12 protein-coding genes are annotated in these 18027 nt (G+C 69.1%); 3 read left to right on the top strand and 9 right to left on the bottom strand.

Translation table 11 applies throughout. The features are described 5' to 3' along the window. Positions 1-41 precede the first annotated feature (41 nt). From ACZ6RC_RS14820 to ngcE, 7 genes are all read right to left on the bottom strand, one after another. Positions 42-1358 carry a sugar ABC transporter permease gene (locus ACZ6RC_RS14820; RefSeq protein WP_469582589.1) on the bottom strand — a complete coding sequence of 439 codons (1317 nt, stop codon included), beginning with the start codon at positions 1356-1358 and terminating at the stop codon, positions 42-44. Next, positions 1355-2149, bottom strand: coding sequence for an ATP-binding cassette domain-containing protein (locus ACZ6RC_RS14825; protein WP_391141700.1), 795 nt, complete (start codon positions 2147-2149; stop codon positions 1355-1357). Before ACZ6RC_RS14825 ends, ACZ6RC_RS14820 begins: the two co-directional genes overlap by 4 nt. 180 nt (positions 2150-2329) lie before the next feature. Continuing rightward, entirely contained in the window at positions 2330-3430 is a 1101-nt protein-coding gene (locus tag ACZ6RC_RS14830) for a substrate-binding domain-containing protein (protein ID WP_391141696.1), read from the bottom strand. A gap of 122 nt (positions 3431-3552) precedes the next feature. Then, entirely contained in the window at positions 3553-4764 is a 1212-nt protein-coding gene (locus ACZ6RC_RS14835) for an ROK family transcriptional regulator (RefSeq protein WP_391141693.1), read from the bottom strand. Between the two features lie 220 nt (positions 4765-4984). Continuing rightward, positions 4985-5920 carry a carbohydrate ABC transporter permease gene (locus ACZ6RC_RS14840; RefSeq protein ID WP_453612153.1) on the bottom strand — a complete coding sequence of 312 codons (936 nt, stop codon included), beginning with the start codon at positions 5918-5920 and terminating at the stop codon, positions 4985-4987. Between the two features lie 15 nt (positions 5921-5935). After that, entirely contained in the window at positions 5936-6865 is a 930-nt protein-coding gene (locus tag ACZ6RC_RS14845; protein WP_469582594.1) for a carbohydrate ABC transporter permease, read from the bottom strand. 50 nt (positions 6866-6915) lie between these two features. After that, positions 6916-8355, bottom strand: coding sequence for an N-acetylglucosamine/diacetylchitobiose ABC transporter substrate-binding protein (gene ngcE / locus ACZ6RC_RS14850; RefSeq protein ID WP_391141685.1), 1440 nt, complete (start codon positions 8353-8355; stop codon positions 6916-6918). A gap of 340 nt (positions 8356-8695) precedes the next feature. On the opposite strand from ngcE, the gene ACZ6RC_RS14855 reads away from it, so the two are divergent. After that, complete coding sequence (locus ACZ6RC_RS14855; protein WP_469582598.1) at positions 8696-12607, top strand: GH92 family glycosyl hydrolase; 3912 nt, start codon at positions 8696-8698, stop codon at positions 12605-12607. Here ACZ6RC_RS14855 and ACZ6RC_RS14860 read toward each other — a convergent pair. Both ACZ6RC_RS14860 and acnA read right to left on the bottom strand, forming a co-directional pair. Continuing rightward, complete coding sequence (locus ACZ6RC_RS14860; RefSeq protein ID WP_469582601.1) at positions 12604-12972, bottom strand: hypothetical protein; 369 nt, start codon at positions 12970-12972, stop codon at positions 12604-12606. The genes ACZ6RC_RS14855 and ACZ6RC_RS14860 overlap by 4 nt on opposite strands. Before the next feature lie 90 nt (positions 12973-13062). After that, positions 13063-15780: an aconitate hydratase AcnA gene (gene acnA, locus ACZ6RC_RS14865; RefSeq protein WP_391141677.1), complete on the bottom strand. Its 2718-nt coding sequence runs from the start codon at positions 15778-15780 to the stop codon at positions 13063-13065. A gap of 265 nt (positions 15781-16045) precedes the next feature. On the opposite strand from acnA, the gene ACZ6RC_RS14870 reads away from it, so the two are divergent. Together ACZ6RC_RS14870 and ACZ6RC_RS14875 are read left to right on the top strand one after the other, a co-directional pair. Then, positions 16046-16402: a VOC family protein gene (locus ACZ6RC_RS14870; protein WP_469582603.1), complete on the top strand. Its 357-nt coding sequence runs from the start codon at positions 16046-16048 to the stop codon at positions 16400-16402. A gap of 50 nt (positions 16403-16452) precedes the next feature. Continuing rightward, positions 16453-17982, top strand: coding sequence for a helix-turn-helix domain-containing protein (locus ACZ6RC_RS14875; protein ID WP_469582606.1), 1530 nt, complete (start codon positions 16453-16455; stop codon positions 17980-17982). The last annotated feature ends 45 nt before the right edge of the window (positions 17983-18027 follow it).

Here is an 18027-nt window from a genome sequence, read left to right on the forward strand (position 1 = left end):
GCCCGGCGCCGGTTCTCCGGCGCCGGGCACTGTGGTGAGCGTTACGCGCGTCCCGCGGTCTTCTGGGTGCGCCGGGAGACCGAGTCGATCACGACGGCGGCGAGGAGCACCGCGCCGGTGATCATGTACTGGATCTCGTTGGCCATGCCGATCATGTTCAGGCCCTGCTGGATCGACTGGATGACGATCATGCCAAGGAGCGCCGACCAGACCTTGCCCCGGCCGCCGAAGAGGCTGGTGCCGCCGATGACGGCGGCCGCGATGACCAGCATCAGCGTGTTGCCGCTGCCGAGGCTCTTGGTGGCGCCGCCGGAGAGGCTGGCCACGAAGAGGCCGCCGAAGGCGGCGAGCATGCCGGAGAGACCGAAGACGACGATCCGGATCCGGTCGACGTTGATGCCGGCGCGGCGGGCCGCCTCGGCGTTGCCGCCGACCGCGAAGACCTTGCGGCCGAAGAGGGTGCGGCGGGCGACGAAGTCGGCGATCACCAGTACGGCGAGGAAGAGGACGAGGGCCAGCGGCAGGCCGCGGGCGCCCTCGGGCTCGTTCAGGACGTAGGCGACGACGAAGCAGAGGACCGCCACGATCGCCGTGCGGAGCACGATCTCGCTGGAGGGGCGGGACGGCAGCGCGGCGGCCTTGCGGCGCTTGGCGTCGAGGAGCAGCGAGCCGGCGTAGGCGAGGACCGCCGCCAGGGCGAGGCCGTAGGCGGCCGCCTTGTCCTCGAAGTAGTACGCGGTGAGGTTCTCCACGATGGAACCGGAGGGGGCGTTGATCGAGCCCTCCTTGCCCATCAGCCAGATCTGCAGACCGCTCCAGCCGAGGAAGCCGGCGAGGGTGACCACGAAGGCCGGGACGCCGATCTTCGCGAAGAAGAAGCCGTGGAGCAGACCGATGAGCAGACCGGCGATGACGGCGATGACGACCGACAGCAGGTCGTTCACGCCGTTGGTGACGTTGAGCACGGCCCAGACGGCCGCGCCGACGCCGGCGACCGAGCCCATCGACAGGTCGATCTCGCCCAGGATGAGGACGAAGACGATGCCGACGGCCATGATGCCGAGGCCGGAGGAGTAGACGGCGATGTTCGCGACGGAGCTCGCGGAGAGGAAGTTGCCGTTCTGGACCTGGAAGACGATCGCGATGACGATCAGGCCGAGGACGACGGGGAGGGAGCCCAGCTCACCACCGCGGATCTTGCGGTTGAACTCGGTCCAGTAGCCCTTGAGGCCCTCTTCGCGGACCAGCAGGCGCGGGTCGACGGCGGGTATCGGGGCGGCGGAGCCGGCCGCGGGGCCCGTGGCCCCTGGGGGGGTCTCGGGGGTCCGGGGCTTGGGGGTCTTGGCGAGGTCGCTCACTTCGCGTCCTCCTTCGTGGCCTGGCGCGCCTGGCGACGGGTCACGGCGTTGTCCGTGGCGCCCGTGATGGCCGCGATGATCGTCTCGTGGCTGGTCTCGGCGACCGGGAAGTCGCCGTTGTTGCGGCCGAGGCGCAGGACCGCGACGCGGTCCGCGACGGCGCGCACGTCGGCCATGTTGTGGCTGATGAGGATGACGCCGTGGCCGCGCTCGCGCAGCCGCTCCACGAGGTCGAGCACCTGTGCGGTCTGCTCGACGCCGAGGGCGGCGGTGGGCTCGTCCAGGATGACGATCTTGGGGTCGCCGATCAGGGCGCGGGCGATGGCGACGACCTGCCGCTGACCGCCGGAGAGCGCCGCGACGGGGATGCGGACCGACGGGATGCGGATGGACAGCGTGTCCAGGAGCTCCTTGGCGCGCTTCTCCATGGCGATCTCGTCGAGGACGGACGCGGAACGCAGCTCGCTGCCGAGGAAGAGGTTGGCGACGACGTCGAGATTGTCGCAGAGCGCCAGGTCCTGGTAGACGGTGGCGACTCCGAGGTTCTGGGCGTCGTGCGGCTTGGTGATCTGGACGGGCCGGCCGTCCCACTCGATGGTGCCCTCGTCGATCGGGTGGACACCCGAGATCGTCTTGACGAGGGTCGACTTGCCGGCGCCGTTGTCGCCCACCAGGGCGACGACCTCTCCGGCATGGATCTCCAGTTCGACATCGGTGAGCACCTGGACGGCGCCGAACCGCTTGGAGACTCCGCGCAACGCCAGCACGGGCGTAGCGGACACGTGAATCATCTCCTTCGCCGCCTGACCGGCGGGGATGGTGGTACAGGGGGGAGCACAGAGGGGGCTGTGGAGAAGTCCGGCGCCCCGCCCCCGCTTGCGGGGCGTGGAACGGGGCGGGGTGCGCCGGACCGGACCGGGGCCGTTCGGAGGGGGTGGGTGGAGTCCGAAGGGCGGTACCGGCAGCGGGTGTTACTTGATGCCCGCCGCGTCGCAGGCGGCCTTGTACTCGCCGGCGCAGAGCGCCGCGGCCTCGTAGACACCGTCGGCGATGATCGTCGAGCCGATGTTCTCCTTGGTCACGACCTGCGCGTCGTACAGCTTCGCCGGGATGTCCTTGAACTCACCGGTCAGGCTGGTGACCTTGGTGGGGACCAGGTCGTCGATCTTCTCGCCCTTGAGCAGGCGGACCGCGATCTCGGCGGTGGTCTCGGCCTCGGGCTTGATCTGCTTGTAGATCGTGAAGGACTGGTCGCCCTTCAGGATGCGCTGCAGACCGGCGAGCTCGGCGTCCTGGCCGCCGACCGGGACCTTGATGCCCTGCTTGGAGAGGGCGGTGATGATGCCGCCGGCCATGCCGTCGTTGGCCGAGTAGACGCCCTGGAAGCCGCTCTTGCCCAGGGAGTCGATGGCGGCGCCCATCTTCTTGTTGGCCTCGTCCGGGGACCAGTCCGGGATGTCCTGCTCGTAGACGACCTTCTTGACGGCCGTGTCGAGGACGCTGTGGGCGCCCTTCTTGAACAGCGGGGCGTTGGGGTCGGTCGGCGAGCCGTTGATCATGACAACGTTGGCTTCCTTGGCCTGCGCGCCGAGCGCCTTGACCAGGCCCTCGCCCTGCAGGCGGCCGATCTTCTCGTTGTCGTACGAGACGTAGGCGGAGATCGGGCCCTCGGCCAGGCGGTCGTACGCGACGACCTTGACGCCCTTCTTCTCGGCCTGCTGCACCCAGGACTTGGTGGCCTTGTAGTCGACCGAGTCCAGGATGATGACCTTCACGCCCTGCGTGACGAGCGCGTCGAACTGCTTCTTCTGCGTCTCGGTGTCCTGCGCGGCGTTGTTGTACTTGACCTCGCAGTCCGAGCAGAGAGCCTTGATCTTCGCCTCGATGATCGGGCGGTCGAAGGTCTCGTAACGCGTGGTCTTGTTCTCCGGAAGCAGCAGACCGATGGTCTTGCCGTCGCCGCCGCTCCCGTTACCCGAGTCGCTGTCGCCCGCCTTGCCACAGGCGGCGACGGAGAGGGCCATGGAAACCGCGGCCGTGCCTATGACGACGCGGCGCGTCAATGCGTTCATGTGGGTTTGCCTCCCTGACGAGGCCGCGACATTGCGGCCGAGGTGGCTGGAAGTCAACTCGGCCGCACGGTCGACGTCAAGGAGTAAATCCTTAACGAGATGACAACGGTGCCATCCGTTATCTAAGTGAAGGCAGGCGTCGAGGCCGGCGCGGCAGCGGGGAGGGCACTCTCCAACAGGGTCGAATCGCCCATTTCGTTCAGCGCGAGAGCCAGCGCGCCGAGCACCTCGGCGCGGCCGCCGAGGGCCCCGGGGGCCAGGGAGAGCTGGCGGGCGGCGCTGGGGATCGCGTACCGCGAGACGGAGTCCCGGATGGGCGCCAGGACCAGCTCCCCGGCCTCCGCGAGATCGCCGCCGAGGACCACCCGGCTGGGGTTGAGCAGGTTGCACAAGTTGGCGATACCGCTGCCGATGTGGCGGCCCACGTCGGCGATCACACGGCGGCAGCCGGGGTCCCCCTCGCGCGCCAGCTGGACGACCCGCTCCATGGTCAGATCGGGGCCGTGACCGGGCTGGAGCAGCGGCAGGACGTAGCGGGCGGCCGCGAAGGTCTCCAGGCAGCCGCGGTTGCCGCAGCGGCAGACCGGGCCCGACTCGTCGAGGGTGATGTGCCCGATCTCGCCGGCCGTGCCGCCGGGGCCGCGGTAGACGCGCCCGTCGATCACGAGCCCGGCTCCGACGCCGCTGGCGACCTTGATGTACGCCAGGTCCCTGACCCCGCGGCCGCTCCCCCAGACCAGCTCGCCGAGCGCGCCGAGGTTGGCGTCGTTGTCGACGTACACGGGCACGCCGAGGCGGCCCGAGAGCTCGTCGGCGGGGTTGATGCCGGTCCACCCCGGAAGGATGGAGGTCGAGCCCAGGGTGCCGGAGGAGACGTCGATGGGGCCCGGCACACCGAGGCCCACGCCGACGATCTTGTCCTGGCCGATGCCGGTGGCCGCGATCAGCCGCTTGACCAGCGTCTCCGCCCGGTCGAAGCCCTCCGCGGAGGAGGCGTCGACGTCGAGCGGCTCGGACTCCTCGGCGAGGACCTGGTGGGCCAGGTTGCCGACGGCGACCCGCAGGTGGGTGTGGCCGAAGTCGACGCCGATGACGATGCCCGCGTCGCCGGAGAGCGAGACGCTGCGGGCGCGGCGGCCGCCGGCGGAGGTGGGGGTGACCTCGACGGTCCCGCCGTCCTTCAACTCCCGCACGATGTTGGAGACCGTCGCGGCCGACAGACCGGTCGCACGGGCGATCTCCGCCTGCGTGAGCGAGCCCGCCATGCGGACCGCGCGCACGACCCGTTCGAGATTGGCCCTGTGCAGAGATGTCTGCGACCCCGGAGTCTCCATCGACTCATCCACTCCCGCCTGCAGGGGCCGCGCCCGCCAGGCCCCGGCCTCTTCTCCAACTTGTGAACTCTAAGATGAGCTGTTCGGGGTGTTCCCCGTCAAGACCTTGAGCGGGGCGAGGCTCGGATGAGCTAACGCGCCCCCGGGGGGCGGGCATGCGCGAGGCCCCGGAGAGGGGCGTCCCTCCGGGGCCTCGTGCCCGCGCGGGCGGGGTGGATCGTTATTTGAGCGTGGCCGAGGTGAGACCGGCCTGGACCTGCCGCTGGAAGGACAGGTACACCACCAGCATCGGGATCATCGCGATCGTCACGCCGGCGAAGAGGACCGGCAGGTCGGAGGCGTATCCCTGCTGCTGCTGGAGCTGGATCAGCCCCTGGGTGAGGACGTACCGCTCGGGGTCGTCACCGCTCTGCGGCTGCATCAGCACGGTCGGCAGGACGAACTGGTTCCACTGCCCCAGCGTGTTGAAGATGCCGACGCTGAGCAGGCCCGGCTTGGCCATCGGGAGCATCACCTGGAAGAAGGCCCGGGTGTGCGAGGCCCCGTCCAGGATCGCCGCCTCGAAGACGGCCGTGGGCAGCGTCCGGAAGAACGCGTGCATGAAGAAGACGGTGAAGGGCATCGAGTACGCGATGTAGACGAGGATGAGCCCGTGGTACGTGTTCAGCATCCCGAGCAGCTTCACCATGAAGAAGAGCGGGACGAGGGCGAGGAACACGGGGAACATCGCCCCGGCGACGAAGAAGTAGTAGACGAGCCGGTTGCCCCAGAACTGGTAGCGGGCCAGGACGTAGGCGGCCATCGAGCCGAACAGCATCGTCAGGGGCACCGAGAACACCAGGACGACGACCGTGTTCACGAAGTAGTCGCCGATGCCCTTCTCCCAGGCGCGGGAGAAGACGTCCAGCGACCAGTTGCTCGGCCAGCCGAAGGCGGAGCCGGCGATCTGGGAGTCGGTCTTGAAGGAGCTGAGCACCAGCCACAGCAGCGGCAGGACGATCAGCAGGGCCCACAGGGCGAGGAAGCCGTGGGAGAAGACGTTCAGGACGACGCCCTCGCTGCGGGGGCCCCGGGGGCCGTCGCCCCGGCCGCCCGCCGCGCGCTGCCGGGGCAGCGTGCCGTCCTTGGAGACGGTGTCTTGGGTGGGTGCACTCATCGTTGGCTCTCCCGCTCAGAACTCGAGGCGCTCGCGGCGGGTGGCGCGCAGCGTGACCACGGACACGATCAGGGTCAGCAGCAGCATGATCACGCCCATGGCGCAGGCGTAGCCGCTCTTTCCGTAGTAGAGGAAGTTCCGCATCATCACCGTCGACATCGTCTCGCTGGCGTGGTCGGGGCCGCCGCCGAACTCGCCCGAGGTCATGGTGGAGACGAGGACGAACATGTCCATCGCGACGATGCCGAGATAGACCCAGGCCGTCTGCACCGAGTCCCACAGCAGCGGGAGCGTGATGCGGAAGAAGGACTGGGTGCGCGTGGCCCCGTCGATGAGCGCGGCCTCGTAGACGTCCCGCGGGATGGACTGCATGGCGGCCGAGAACAGCACCAGGTAGAAGCCCACCCCGTGCCAGACGACGATCGCCATCAGCGCCCAGAGGACGAAGTTCGGCTCGTTGAGCCATTCGACGGGGGTGGCCTCGTCGATCAGTGCGAGCTTCAGGAGGAAGCCGTTGAGCATGCCGCCGGTGTCGCTGCGGTAGACGGCTCCGAAGAGCACCGCGAGGATCGCCAGGGACAGGACCTGCGGAAAGAAGTAGACGATCTTGTAGAACTTGGCTCCGGCGACGCCCGAGACACCGCCGGCCCGGCTCCGCCCGCCCGCGTTCACCATGAAGGCGAAGAAGAGGGCGAGCAGAATGGTGATCACCGGGATGAACACCAGGAACAGGATGTTGTGCCAGATGGCCCCCAGAAAGATGTCGTCCTCGAACAGCGCGACGTAATTGTCGAGCCCGACGAACGAGAAGGTCTGCGATTGGCCCTTCCAGTCGGTCAGCGAGTAGCCGAACGTCTGGATGTACGGCCAGATGACGAAGACCAGATAGAGCGCCACGGGTATGAGGAGAAATCCCGCGACGAACCGGTGCTGCCCTTTGCGCATGGCGTTCCTGCCCCTGGTGTCCCCGGCGATGTACGGCAGTGGAAGCGTGGTCAGTCGCGGCGGTTGTTCTTGGCCGCCGGGTCCTTGGCGGCCTTGTCCACCGCCGCCTGGGCGCGCTTGAGCCATTCCGCGGGCTGGATGCGCTTCGCCATCAGCTCGTTGGAGGCGTTCTGGATGGCGGTGTCCATCTCGCTGTACCACTCGGTGTAGAGGTAGCGGAAGGTGTGGGTGCCGGCCTTCTTGGACACCTCGACCGTCGACTGCGTGCCCGGCCGCAGCTTGACGCTCGGGTCCACACCGTCCTGGAGGATGGTGAGGGAGTTGGCCTCCTTGGCGAAGAGCGTCGACCACTCCTTGGAGAGCATCATCCGCATGAACTCCTTGGCCTCGGCGAGGTTCTTGGCCTTGGACGGGATGATGAAGGGCTCGCCGGAGCCGGCGCGGATCGCCTCGTACGGCATGACGGAGCCGGGCAGCAGCGGCATCGGCATGAACTTCATGTCGAAGTCGGCCGGCGTCTGCTTCAGCTGCTCGTTCTCCAGCCACGATCCGCTGGTGATGAACACGGCCTTGTACTGGTTCCAGCGGGTCTGCGACTCGGTGTGGGTCAGGCCGTTGGTGCCGGGCATCAGATAGCCCTTCTCCACGACCTCGTAGATCGCCTCGACGGCCTCCTTGGCGGCGGCGGAGCCGACGAACGCCTTGGGGTCGAGGTTGTCGATCGCCTTCATGGCCTCCAGACCGCCCTTCTTGGCGATCAGGTCCATGATGGCGACGTTGATGTAGTACGGGAACTTGCCCTGGTGGGCGAGGCCGCCGATGCCCTGGGCGGTGGCGTCCTTGCAGATGGCCAGGAACTCGTCCCAGGTCTTCGGCTCCTTCCAGCCCTTCTCGCGGAAGAGCTTGCCGGAGTACCACAGGCCCCACACCGTGTAGATGTAGTTGAGCGCGACGACCTTGCCCTCCTGCAGGCCCGGGTCGAGCGTGCCGGGAATGAGCGTGTCGCGGACCTTCTTGGCGGGGTCGTCGACCGAAGGCGCGTCGAGGACCTCGGCGAGGTCGAGCAGCTGGCCGTTCTTGTACAGCACGTCGATCTTGATCTTCTGGGCGCCGGAGTCGTCGACGATGTCCGGCGGGTTGCCGGCGTTGAAGCGCGGCTGGAGCTTGCCCGTGATCTCCTGCGTGCCGGTGTGGGTGGCGGTGACGCCCCACTTCTTGTCGAAGCTCGCCTCCCACGCCTTGGCGTAGTCGTCGCCATAGCCGCCCTTGAAGACGACGACGTCGATCTTGCCGCCCTTGGCCACCCCGAACGGGTTGTCCTTGGAGACCTTCCCCTTCGGCTTGTTCTCTTCCGTGCTGCCACCACCGCCGGAGGCGCAGGCGGACAGGAAGCTCATCGTCGGCACGGAGATCAGACCGAGAGCGGCGGAGCGCTTGATCAGATCGCGTCGGCCGAGGCCCTCGTGGGTGTGCGCGGAGGTGGATCCCATGCTCAAGTCCTCGCCTTCATTCAGGACTCAGGCGGTGTACCGGTCGCCCGTACTGCTCGCCTCAGGCGAAGGGCCCCGCCACCGCATTCGAATGCAGCTTGGGTCGTGCGCCGACAGGTATAGTCCATTTCCCGTCAACTGAGCAAGATCGAAAGCCGGTTTGGACGGCAGTCTTTCCCTAGTTGAGACCTCGGGGATATCCGCGCCGCATCTGCACCGGTTTCTCCCACGCGTTGTCGCGAACACCCTTGACACACCCCGTCACTTGGACCCCTACTAGAGCCTGCGCGTTTCGATTGACAACGTTGTCTAAGACGAGCGGCGGGAGTGACGACACCGAATGCAGGCCCCACTTCACACCGGACCGAGCCCACGGCACAGGCACGGGAACACGTTCAGGGAGACGCTCAGGGACAGGTCCGGGCCGCCGTCTTCGCCCCGCTTCGGGCGCGGACGGCGGCCCGGGACGCGGCGCGCACGGGCCGCCGCCCTCCTCGCGGCCGCCGCACTCCTGGCGACCGCCGCACCCTCCCCCGCCTACGCCGCCCCCTCCCGACCCGGGCCCTTCGAGCGGGAGTTCACCACCTCCTTCGAGGCGGACGAGACCCAGCCGACCTGGCGGAACACCGTCGAGGTGGGCCGGGACGGCACGGAGCGGGCCTCCGGCGTCGACGGCGGCTTCGCCAGTGGCATCCCCGGCAACGTCACCGACAAGGTGACCGGGCTCCGGGCCAGCGGCGAGAACGCGGCCGGGGGCGAGACCAAGGAGAACCTGGTCGACCTCCAGCCCGGCACGAAATGGCTGGTCTTCGAGCCCACGGCCTGGATCGAGTTCGACCTCGACGCACCGGTGAAGGTCGTGACGTACGCGCTGACCTCGGCGAACGACGCGGCCGAGCGCGACCCGCGCGACTGGACCCTGAAGGGCTCCGCCGACGGCAAGGAGTGGAAGGTCCTCGACACCCGGGAGGGCCAGGCCTTCGCCAAACGCTTCGAGACGAAGACGTACGACTTCACCGGGGACACGGCCTACGCCCACTACCGGCTGGAGGTCACCCGGAACGGCGGCGCGGGCCTGACTCAGCTCGCCGACGTTCAGTTCTCGAACGGGGACACCTCCGCCCCCGTCCCGCCCGAGATGCGCAGCCACGTGGACCGCGGCCCCGGCGGCTCCCCCACTGCCAAGGCCAACGCCGGTTTCACGGGCACGCGGGCGCTGCGCTACGCCGGTACGCACAAGGCGGCCGGACGGGCGTACTCGTACAACAAGGTCTTCGACGTGAACACGGCCGTCGGCCGGGACACCGAGCTGTCGTACCGGATCTTCCCGTCGCTGGCCGAGACCGACCTCGACTACCCCGCCACCCACGTCTCCGTGGACCTGGCCTTCACCGACGGCACCTATCTCAGCGGACTGCGCGCCACCGACACGCACGGCGGCGCGCTCACCCCGCAGGGCCAGGCCGCCGCCAAGCGGCTCTACGTCAACCAGTGGAACCAGGTGAACGCGGCGATCGGGACGGTCGCGGCCGGCAAGACCGTGGACCGGATCCTGGTGGCGTACGACTCCCCGAAGGGGCCGTCGAAGTTCCAGGGCTGGATCGACGACATCACCGTGCGGCCCGAGGCGCCGGAGAAGCGCCCGGCGCGGCTCTCCGACTACGCCTCGACCACCCGCGGCACCCACTCCTCCGGCGCGTTCTCCCGGGGCAACACCTTCCCCGCCACCGCCGTCCCGCACGGCTTCAACTTCTGGACGCCGGTGACCAACGCGGCCTCCAAGAGCTGGCTGTACGAGTACGCGCGCGGGAACAACGCCGACAACCTCCCCACCGTCCAGGCGTTCGCCGCCAGCCACGAGCCGAGCCCGTGGATGGGCGACCGGCAGACCTTCCAGGTGATGCCGTCCGCGGCCGCCGGCACTCCGGAGAGCGACCGGGTCAAGCGGGGTCTCGCCTTCCGCCACGAGAAGGAGACGGCCCGGCCGCACTACTACGGCGTCACGTTCGAGAACGGTCTCAAGGCCGAGATGGCGCCGACCGATCACGCGGCCGCGATGCGCTTCACCTATCCCGGTGACGACGCGAGCGTCGTCTTCGACAACGTCACCGAGGAGGGCGGCCTCACCCTCGACGCCGCGACCGGCTCCTTCACCGGCTACTCCGACGTGAAGAGCGGCCTGTCGGCCGGCGCGACCCGGATGTTCGTGTACGGCGTCTTCGACGCGCCGGTCACCGCCTCCGCCGCGCAGGGCGTGAAGGGCCACTTCCGCTTCGACGCGGGCGCGGACCGGACGGTGACGCTGCGGCTGGCCACCTCTCTGATCTCCGTCGACCAGGCGAAGGCGAACCTCGCCGACGAGATCCCGGCCGGCACCCGCTTCGAGCGGGTGAAGGACCGGGCGCAGGACGCCTGGGACGCGATCCTGAACCGGGTGGAGGTCGAGGGCGCCACCCACGACCAGCTCGTCACCCTCTACTCCAGCCTGTACCGCCTCTACCTCTACCCGAACTCCGGTTTCGAGAAGGTCGACGGCAAGCACCGGTACGCCAGCCCCTTCTCCCCCATGACCGGTCCGGACACCCCCACCCGCACCGGCGCGAAGATCGTCGACGGGAAGGTGTACGTCAACAACGGCTTCTGGGACACCTACCGCACGACCTGGCCCGCCTACTCCTTCCTCACCCCGAGGAAGGCCGGCGAACTGGTCGACGGATTCGTCCAGCAGTACAAGGACGGCGGCTGGATCTCCCGCTGGTCCTCCCCCGGCTACGCCGACCTGATGACCGGCACCTCCTCCGACGTGGCGTTCGCCGATGCCTTCGTCAAGGGCGTGGACTTCGACGCGAAGGCGGCGTACGAGGCCGCGCTGAAGAACGCGACCGTCGTCCCGCCGAGCCGTGGCGTCGGCCGCAAGGGCATGGAGACCTCCCCGTTCCTGGGCTACGCCTCGACGGAGACGCACGAGGGCCTCTCCTGGTCCCTGGAGGGCTATCTCAACGACTACGGCATCGCGAGGATGGGCGAGGCGCTGTACAAGAAGACCGGCCAGAAGCGGTACCAGGAGGAGGCCGCGTACTTCCTCTCCCGCGCCCGGAAGTACGTCTCGCTCTTCGACGCGAAGGCCGGCTTCTTCCAGGGCCGCGACCTGGCCGGCGCGTGGCGGGTGCCCTCCGCGGAGTACGACCCGAGGATCTGGGGCCACGACTACACCGAGACGAACGGCTGGGGCTACGCCTTCACCGCCCCGCAGGACTCGCGCGGTCTGGCGAACCTGTACGGCGGCCGCTCGGGGCTGGGGGCGAAGCTGGACACCTACTTCTCCACCCCGGAGACGGCGAGCCCCGAGTTCGTCGGCTCGTACGGCAGCGTCATCCACGAGATGACCGAGGCGCGTGACGTCCGGATGGGGATGTACGGCCACTCCAACCAGGTCGCCCACCACGTGCCGTACATGTACAACGCGGCCGGGACGCCGTGGAAGACGCAGGAGAAGGTGCGCGAGGTGCTGTCCCGGCTCTACACCGGCAGCGAGATCGGCCAGGGTTACCACGGCGACGAGGACAACGGCGAGCAGTCCGCCTGGTACCTCTTCTCCTCGCTCGGCTTCTATCCGCTGGTGATGGGCAGCGGGGAGTACGCGATCGGCTCGCCGCTGTTCAAGAAGGTGACGCTCCGCCTCGACAACGGCCGCACGCTGGTCGTCGAGGCACCGCGCAACAGCGCGCGGAACCTCTACGTCCAGGGGGTGCGGGTGAACGGTCAGCGGTGGAACTCCACCGCGCTGCCGCACGCCCTGCTGTCCCGGGGCGGCACGCTGACGTTCGACATGGGTCCAAAGCCGTCGGCCTGGGGCACGGGCGCGAACGCCGGCCCGGTCTCGATCACCCGGGACGACCGGGTGCCCGTCCCGCGCACCGACGCGATCGCCGGGGCCGGTCCGCTCTTCGACGACACCTCCGCCACGGCCGGCCCGGTCGCCTCGGTGGAGCTGCCGGTGGCGAAGCCGGTCCGGGCGGTGCAGTACACGCTCACCTCGTCCGCACGGGCCGAGGCGCCGGCCGGCTGGGTCCTGCAGGGCTCGGCGGACGGCGTGACCTGGAAGGACCTGGACCGACGGACGGGCCAGTCCTTCACCTGGGACCGCCAGACCCGGGCCTTCTCGGTCGCCACGCCGGGGACGTACGGGAAGTACCGCCTGGTGACGGCCGGCGGGGGCGGGACGCTGGCGGAGGTGGAACTGCTGTCCTAGGACGGTCCCGGGCCGGGCTCCGGGCCGGTCGGGCCGGTCCTCGGGCCCTCGTACTCCCGGTCGTGCGCGGGCGCGGCCGGGAGTTCGCGGTCCAGGGCCTCGCGGTAGCGGACGCAGCCGCGGAGGAAGCGGGGCCAGGGCGGGACCGCCACGTCGGGCTCGACGCGCTCGGGTAGCAGCCCCCACAGCTGCGGGTGATGCCAGCAGAGGTCGTGCCCCGAGCTGTCCCGGTGGGCGCGGATCGCGGCGCGCAGCCGCCGCGCCTCGGCGACGAGCGCCTCCCGGTCGAGCCGGTCCAGATCGCCGTCCGGGTCGCCGTCCGGGCGGGGGCCGGCGGTGCCGTCATGGCCGTGGTCGTCGTCCATGGCGCGCAGGATAGGGCTCCGGAACGACGCGGACCGGCCGCCACCCCGTGCGGGGTGGCGGCCGGTCCGTCGTGCCGGTGACCGGGTGGGTCAGCCGCGGATCAGGTTCCGGAGCACGTACTGCATGATGCCGCCGTTGCGGTAGTAGTCCGCCTCGCCGGGGGTGTCGATCCGGACGACCGCGTCGAACTCGACGCCGGTGTCCGTGGTGACCTTGACCGTGCGCGGGGTGGTGCCGTTGTTCAGCTCCTCGACACCGGTGAAGGAGAAGGTCTCCTCACCGGTCAGGCCGAGGGAGGCCGCCGAGGCGCCCTCAGGGAACTGGAGCGGAAGGACGCCCATGCCGATGAGGTTCGAGCGGTGGATGCGCTCGTACGACTCGGCGATGACGGCCTTGACGCCGAGGAGCGCGGTGCCCTTGGCGGCCCAGTCGCGGGACGAGCCGGAGCCGTACTCCTTGCCCGCCAGGATCGCGAGCGGGGTGCCCTGCTCGATGTAGTTGCGGGAGGCGTCGTAGATGAAGGAGACGGGGGCGCCTTCCTTCGTGAAGTCGCGGGTGTAGCCGCCCTCGGTGCCCGGCGCGATCTGGTTGCGCAGGCGGATGTTGGCGAAGGTGCCGCGGATCATGACCTCGTGGTTGCCCCGGCGCGAGCCGTAGGAGTTGAAGTCACGACGCTCCACACCGTGCTCGGTGAGGTACTGGCCGGCCGGGGTGTCGGCCTTGATGGCACCGGCCGGGGAGATGTGGTCGGTGGTGACCGAGTCGCCCAGCTTGGCCAGGACGCGCGCGCCGACGATGTCGGAGACCGGGGTGGTCTCCATCGTCATGCCCTCGAAGTAAGGGGGCTTGCGGACGTAGGTGGACTCGGCGTCCCACTCGAAGGTGTTGCCGGTCGGGATCGGCAGCGCCTGCCACTGGGCGTCGCCCGCGAAGACGTCCTGGTAGGACTTGTTGAACATGTCCTCGCCGATCGCGTTGGCGACGACGTCGTTGACCTCGGCCTCGGAGGGCCAGATGTCCGCGAGGTAGACCGGCTTGCCCTCGGTGTCGATGCCGAGCGCGTCCTTGGTGATGTCCACCTTCATGGAACCCGCGAGGGCGTACGCGACGACCAGCGGCGGGGAGGCCAGGTAGTTCATCTTGACGTCGGGGTTGATCCGGCCCTCGAAGTTCCGGTTGCCGGAGAGGACCGAGGTGACCGCGAGGTCGTGCTCGTTGACGGCCTGGGAGACCTCCTCCGGCAGCGGGCCGGAGTTGCCGATGCAGGTGGTGCAGCCGTAGCCGACGAGGTTGAAGCCGACCTTGTCGAGGTACGGGGTCAGGCCCGCCTTGTCGAAGTAGTCGGTGACGACCTTCGAGCCCGGGGCGAGGGTGGTCTTGACCCACGGCTTGCGGGTCAGGCCCTTCTCGACGGCCTTCTTCGCGACGAGCGCGGCGGCGACCATCACGTACGGGTTCGAGGTGTTGGTGCAGGAGGTGATCGCGGCGACGGTGACGGCGCCGTGGTCGATCTCGTAGGTCGAGCCGTCGGGGGCCGTGACGGTGACCGGCTTCGACGGGGCGCCGTTCGGCGTGTTCGCCGGGGCGTCGGAGGCCGGGAAGGACTCCTTGCCCGCCTCGTCCACGTCGTCCACGTAGTTGCGGACGTCCTGGGCGAACTGCTGGGCGGCGTTGGCGAGGACGATGCGGTCCTGCGGGCGCTTCGGGCCGGCGATGGAGGGGACGACCGTGGAGAGGTCGAGCTCCAGCTTCTCGGAGAAGTCGGGCTCCGCGGCCGGGTCCAGCCAGAGGCCCTGCTCCTTGGCGTACGCCTCGACGAGCGCGACCTGCTGCTCGGAGCGGCCGGTGAGCTTGAGGTAGTTCAGGGTCTCGCCGTCGATCGGGAAGATCGCGGCGGTGGAACCGAACTCGGGCGACATGTTGCCGATGGTGGCGCGGTTGGCGAGGGAGGTGGCGGCGACGCCCTCACCGTAGAACTCGACGAACTTGCCGACGACGCCGTGCTTGCGCAGCATCTCGGTGATCGTGAGGACGAGGTCGGTGGCGGTGGTGCCGGCCGGCAGCTCGCCGGTCAGCTTGAAGCCGACGACGCGCGGGATGAGCATGGAGACCGGCTGGCCGAGCATGGCGGCCTCGGCCTCGATGCCGCCGACGCCCCAGCCCAGCACGCCGAGGCCGTTGACCATGGTGGTGTGCGAGTCGGTGCCGACGAGGGTGTCGGGGTACGCCTGGCCGTTGCGGACCATGACCGTGCGGGCCAGGTGCTCGATGTTCACCTGGTGGACGATGCCGGTGCCGGGCGGGACGACCTTGAAGTCGTCGAAGGCGGTCTGGCCCCAGCGCAGGAACTGGTAGCGCTCCTTGTTGCGGCCGTACTCCAGCTCGACGTTCTGGCCGAAGGCTTCCTTCGTGCCGAACTTGTCGGCGATGACGGAGTGGTCGATGACCAGCTCGGCCGGGGAGAGCGGGTTGACCTTCGCCGGGTCGCCGCCGAGCTCCTTGACGGCCTCGCGCATGGTGGCGAGGTCGACGACGCAGGGCACACCGGTGAAGTCCTGCATGATCACGCGGGCGGGCGTGAACTGGATCTCCTGGCTCGGCTGAGCCTGCGAGTCCCAGCCGCCGAGCGCACGGATGTGGTCGGCGGTGATGTTCGCGCCGTCCTCGGTGCGGAGCAGGTTCTCCAGGAGCACCTTCAGGCTGTAGGGGAGGCGCGCGGAGCCCTCGACCTTGTCCAGCTTGAAGATCTCGTACGACTCGTCGCCCACGCGCAGCGTGCTGCGGGCGTCGAAGCTGTTCGCCGACACGACAGTCTCCTTCATCAATGTGCGCGTTCTGACCGCATCCTGCCGCGATGGCTCCTCGCCGATCCGCTAAGGTAAGACTTAGTTAGGTAACCCTTACCGGCTGGCGCGGCTGCGGTGCGTCTTTCGGCAGATATCTCGATGTCGAGATAACTCTAGTACATGACCGCCGCGCGGTCATGCCCGGCATGCCCCGGGGCATGCGCCCGGAACCCCGGACGGCGGCGGAGCGATTGCCGCATCATGGGGCCCACGCGACGATCGGACCATGTTCAGCGGCGCGCATGTGATTCTCTACACCCCGGACGCCGAGGCGGACCGCGCCTTCCTCCGGGACGTGCTCCGGTTCGACCACGTCGACGCGGGCGAGGGCTGGCTGGTCTTCCGGCTGCCGCCGGCCGAGGTCGCGGTGCACCCCTCCGCCGGCGAGCCGAAGCACGAGTTCTATCTGATGTGCGACGACATCACGGCCACGCTCACCACGCTCGAGGACCGCGGGACCGAGATCTCACGGCCCATCACCGACCAGGGGTGGGGGCTCCTCGCCGCCGTCCGGCTGCCGAGCGGCGCCGAACTCCCGCTCTACGAACCGCGTCACCCCACTGCTCACGGTTCGTCACCCTGACGGCTCAGCCCCCCGCGAGCGTCATCTCATATCTGAGATAACGTGACGCCATGGCAGACGACTACCTCGTACGCATCGGCAAGCTCATCCGTGACGCCCGCCAGCACCGTGGCTGGACTCAGACGCAGCTCGCCGAGGCTTTGGCCACAAGCCAGAGCGCCGTCAACCGGATCGAACGCGGCAACCAGAACATCAGCCTTGAGATGATCGCCCGCATCGGCGAGGCGCTCGACAGCGAGATCGTGTCGCTGGGTTACTCCGGACCCATGCATCTGCGGGTCGTCGGACGGCGCCGGCTCTCCGGCGCCATCGACGTCAAGACGAGCAAGAACGCCTGTGTCGCACTGCTCTGCGCCTCGCTCCTCAACAAGGGCCGCACGGTCCTGCGCCGCGTCGCCCGCATCGAGGAGGTCTTCCGGCTCCTGGAGGTCCTCAACTCCATCGGCGTGCGCACCCGCTGGATCAACGAGGGCGTCGACCTGGAGATCGTGCCGCCGGCCGAGCTGGACATGGAGTCGATCGACGCCGAGGCCGCGATCCGCACCCGCTCGATCATCATGTTCTTCGGCCCGCTGCTGCACCGCCTCGACCGCTTCCGGCTGCCCTACGCCGGCGGCTGCGACCTCGGTACGCGCACGATCGAGCCGCACATGATCGCGCTGCGCCGCTTCGGCCTGGAGATCACCGCGACCGAGGGCCTCTACCACGCCCAGGTCGAGGCGTCCGTCTCGCCCGACCGCCCGATCGTGCTGACCGAGCGCGGCGACACCGTGACCGAGAACGCGCTGCTCGCCGCCGCCCGCCACGACGGCGTCACCGTCATCCGCAACGCCTCCTCCAACTACATGGTCCAGGACCTGTGCTTCTTCCTGGAGGCGCTGGGCGTACGGGTCGACGGCATCGGCTCCACCACGCTGACCGTGCACGGCGTCCCGCAGATCGACGTGGACGTCGACTACTCCCCCTCCGAGGACCCGGTCGAGGCGATGAGCCTGCTGGCCGCCGCCGTGGTCACGGAGTCGGAGCTGACGATCCGCCGGGTCCCGATCGAGTTCATGGAGATCGAGCTCGCGGTCCTGGAGGAGATGGGCCTGGACCACGACCGCACCCCCGAGTACGCCGCCGACAACGGCCGCACCCGGCTGGTCGACCTGACGGTCCGCCCCTCCAAGCTGGAGGCGCCGATCGACAAGATCCACCCGATGCCGTTCCCCGGCCTCAACATCGACAACGTGCCGTTCTTCGCGGCCATCGCGGCGACCGCGCAGGGCAAGACCCTGATCCACGACTGGGTCTACGACAACCGCGCGATCTACCTCACGGACCTCAACCGCCTCGGCGGCCGCCTCCAGCTCCTCGACCCCCACCGCGTCCTCGTCGAGGGCCCGACCCGCTGGCGCGCCGCGGAGATGATGTGCCCGCCGGCCCTGCGCCCGGCGGTGGTCGTCCTCCTGGCGATGATGGCGGCCGAGGGCACGTCGGTGCTGCGGAACGTCTACGTCATCAACCGGGGGTACGAGGAGCTGGCGGAGCGCCTGAACTCGGTGGGCGCGCAGATCGAGATCTTCCGGGACATCTGACGCGGCCGCACCGCCGCACCCCCTGTCGACCGCTCCTACCGGTCG

The organism is Streptomyces sp. NPDC048353 (assembly GCF_055587165.1).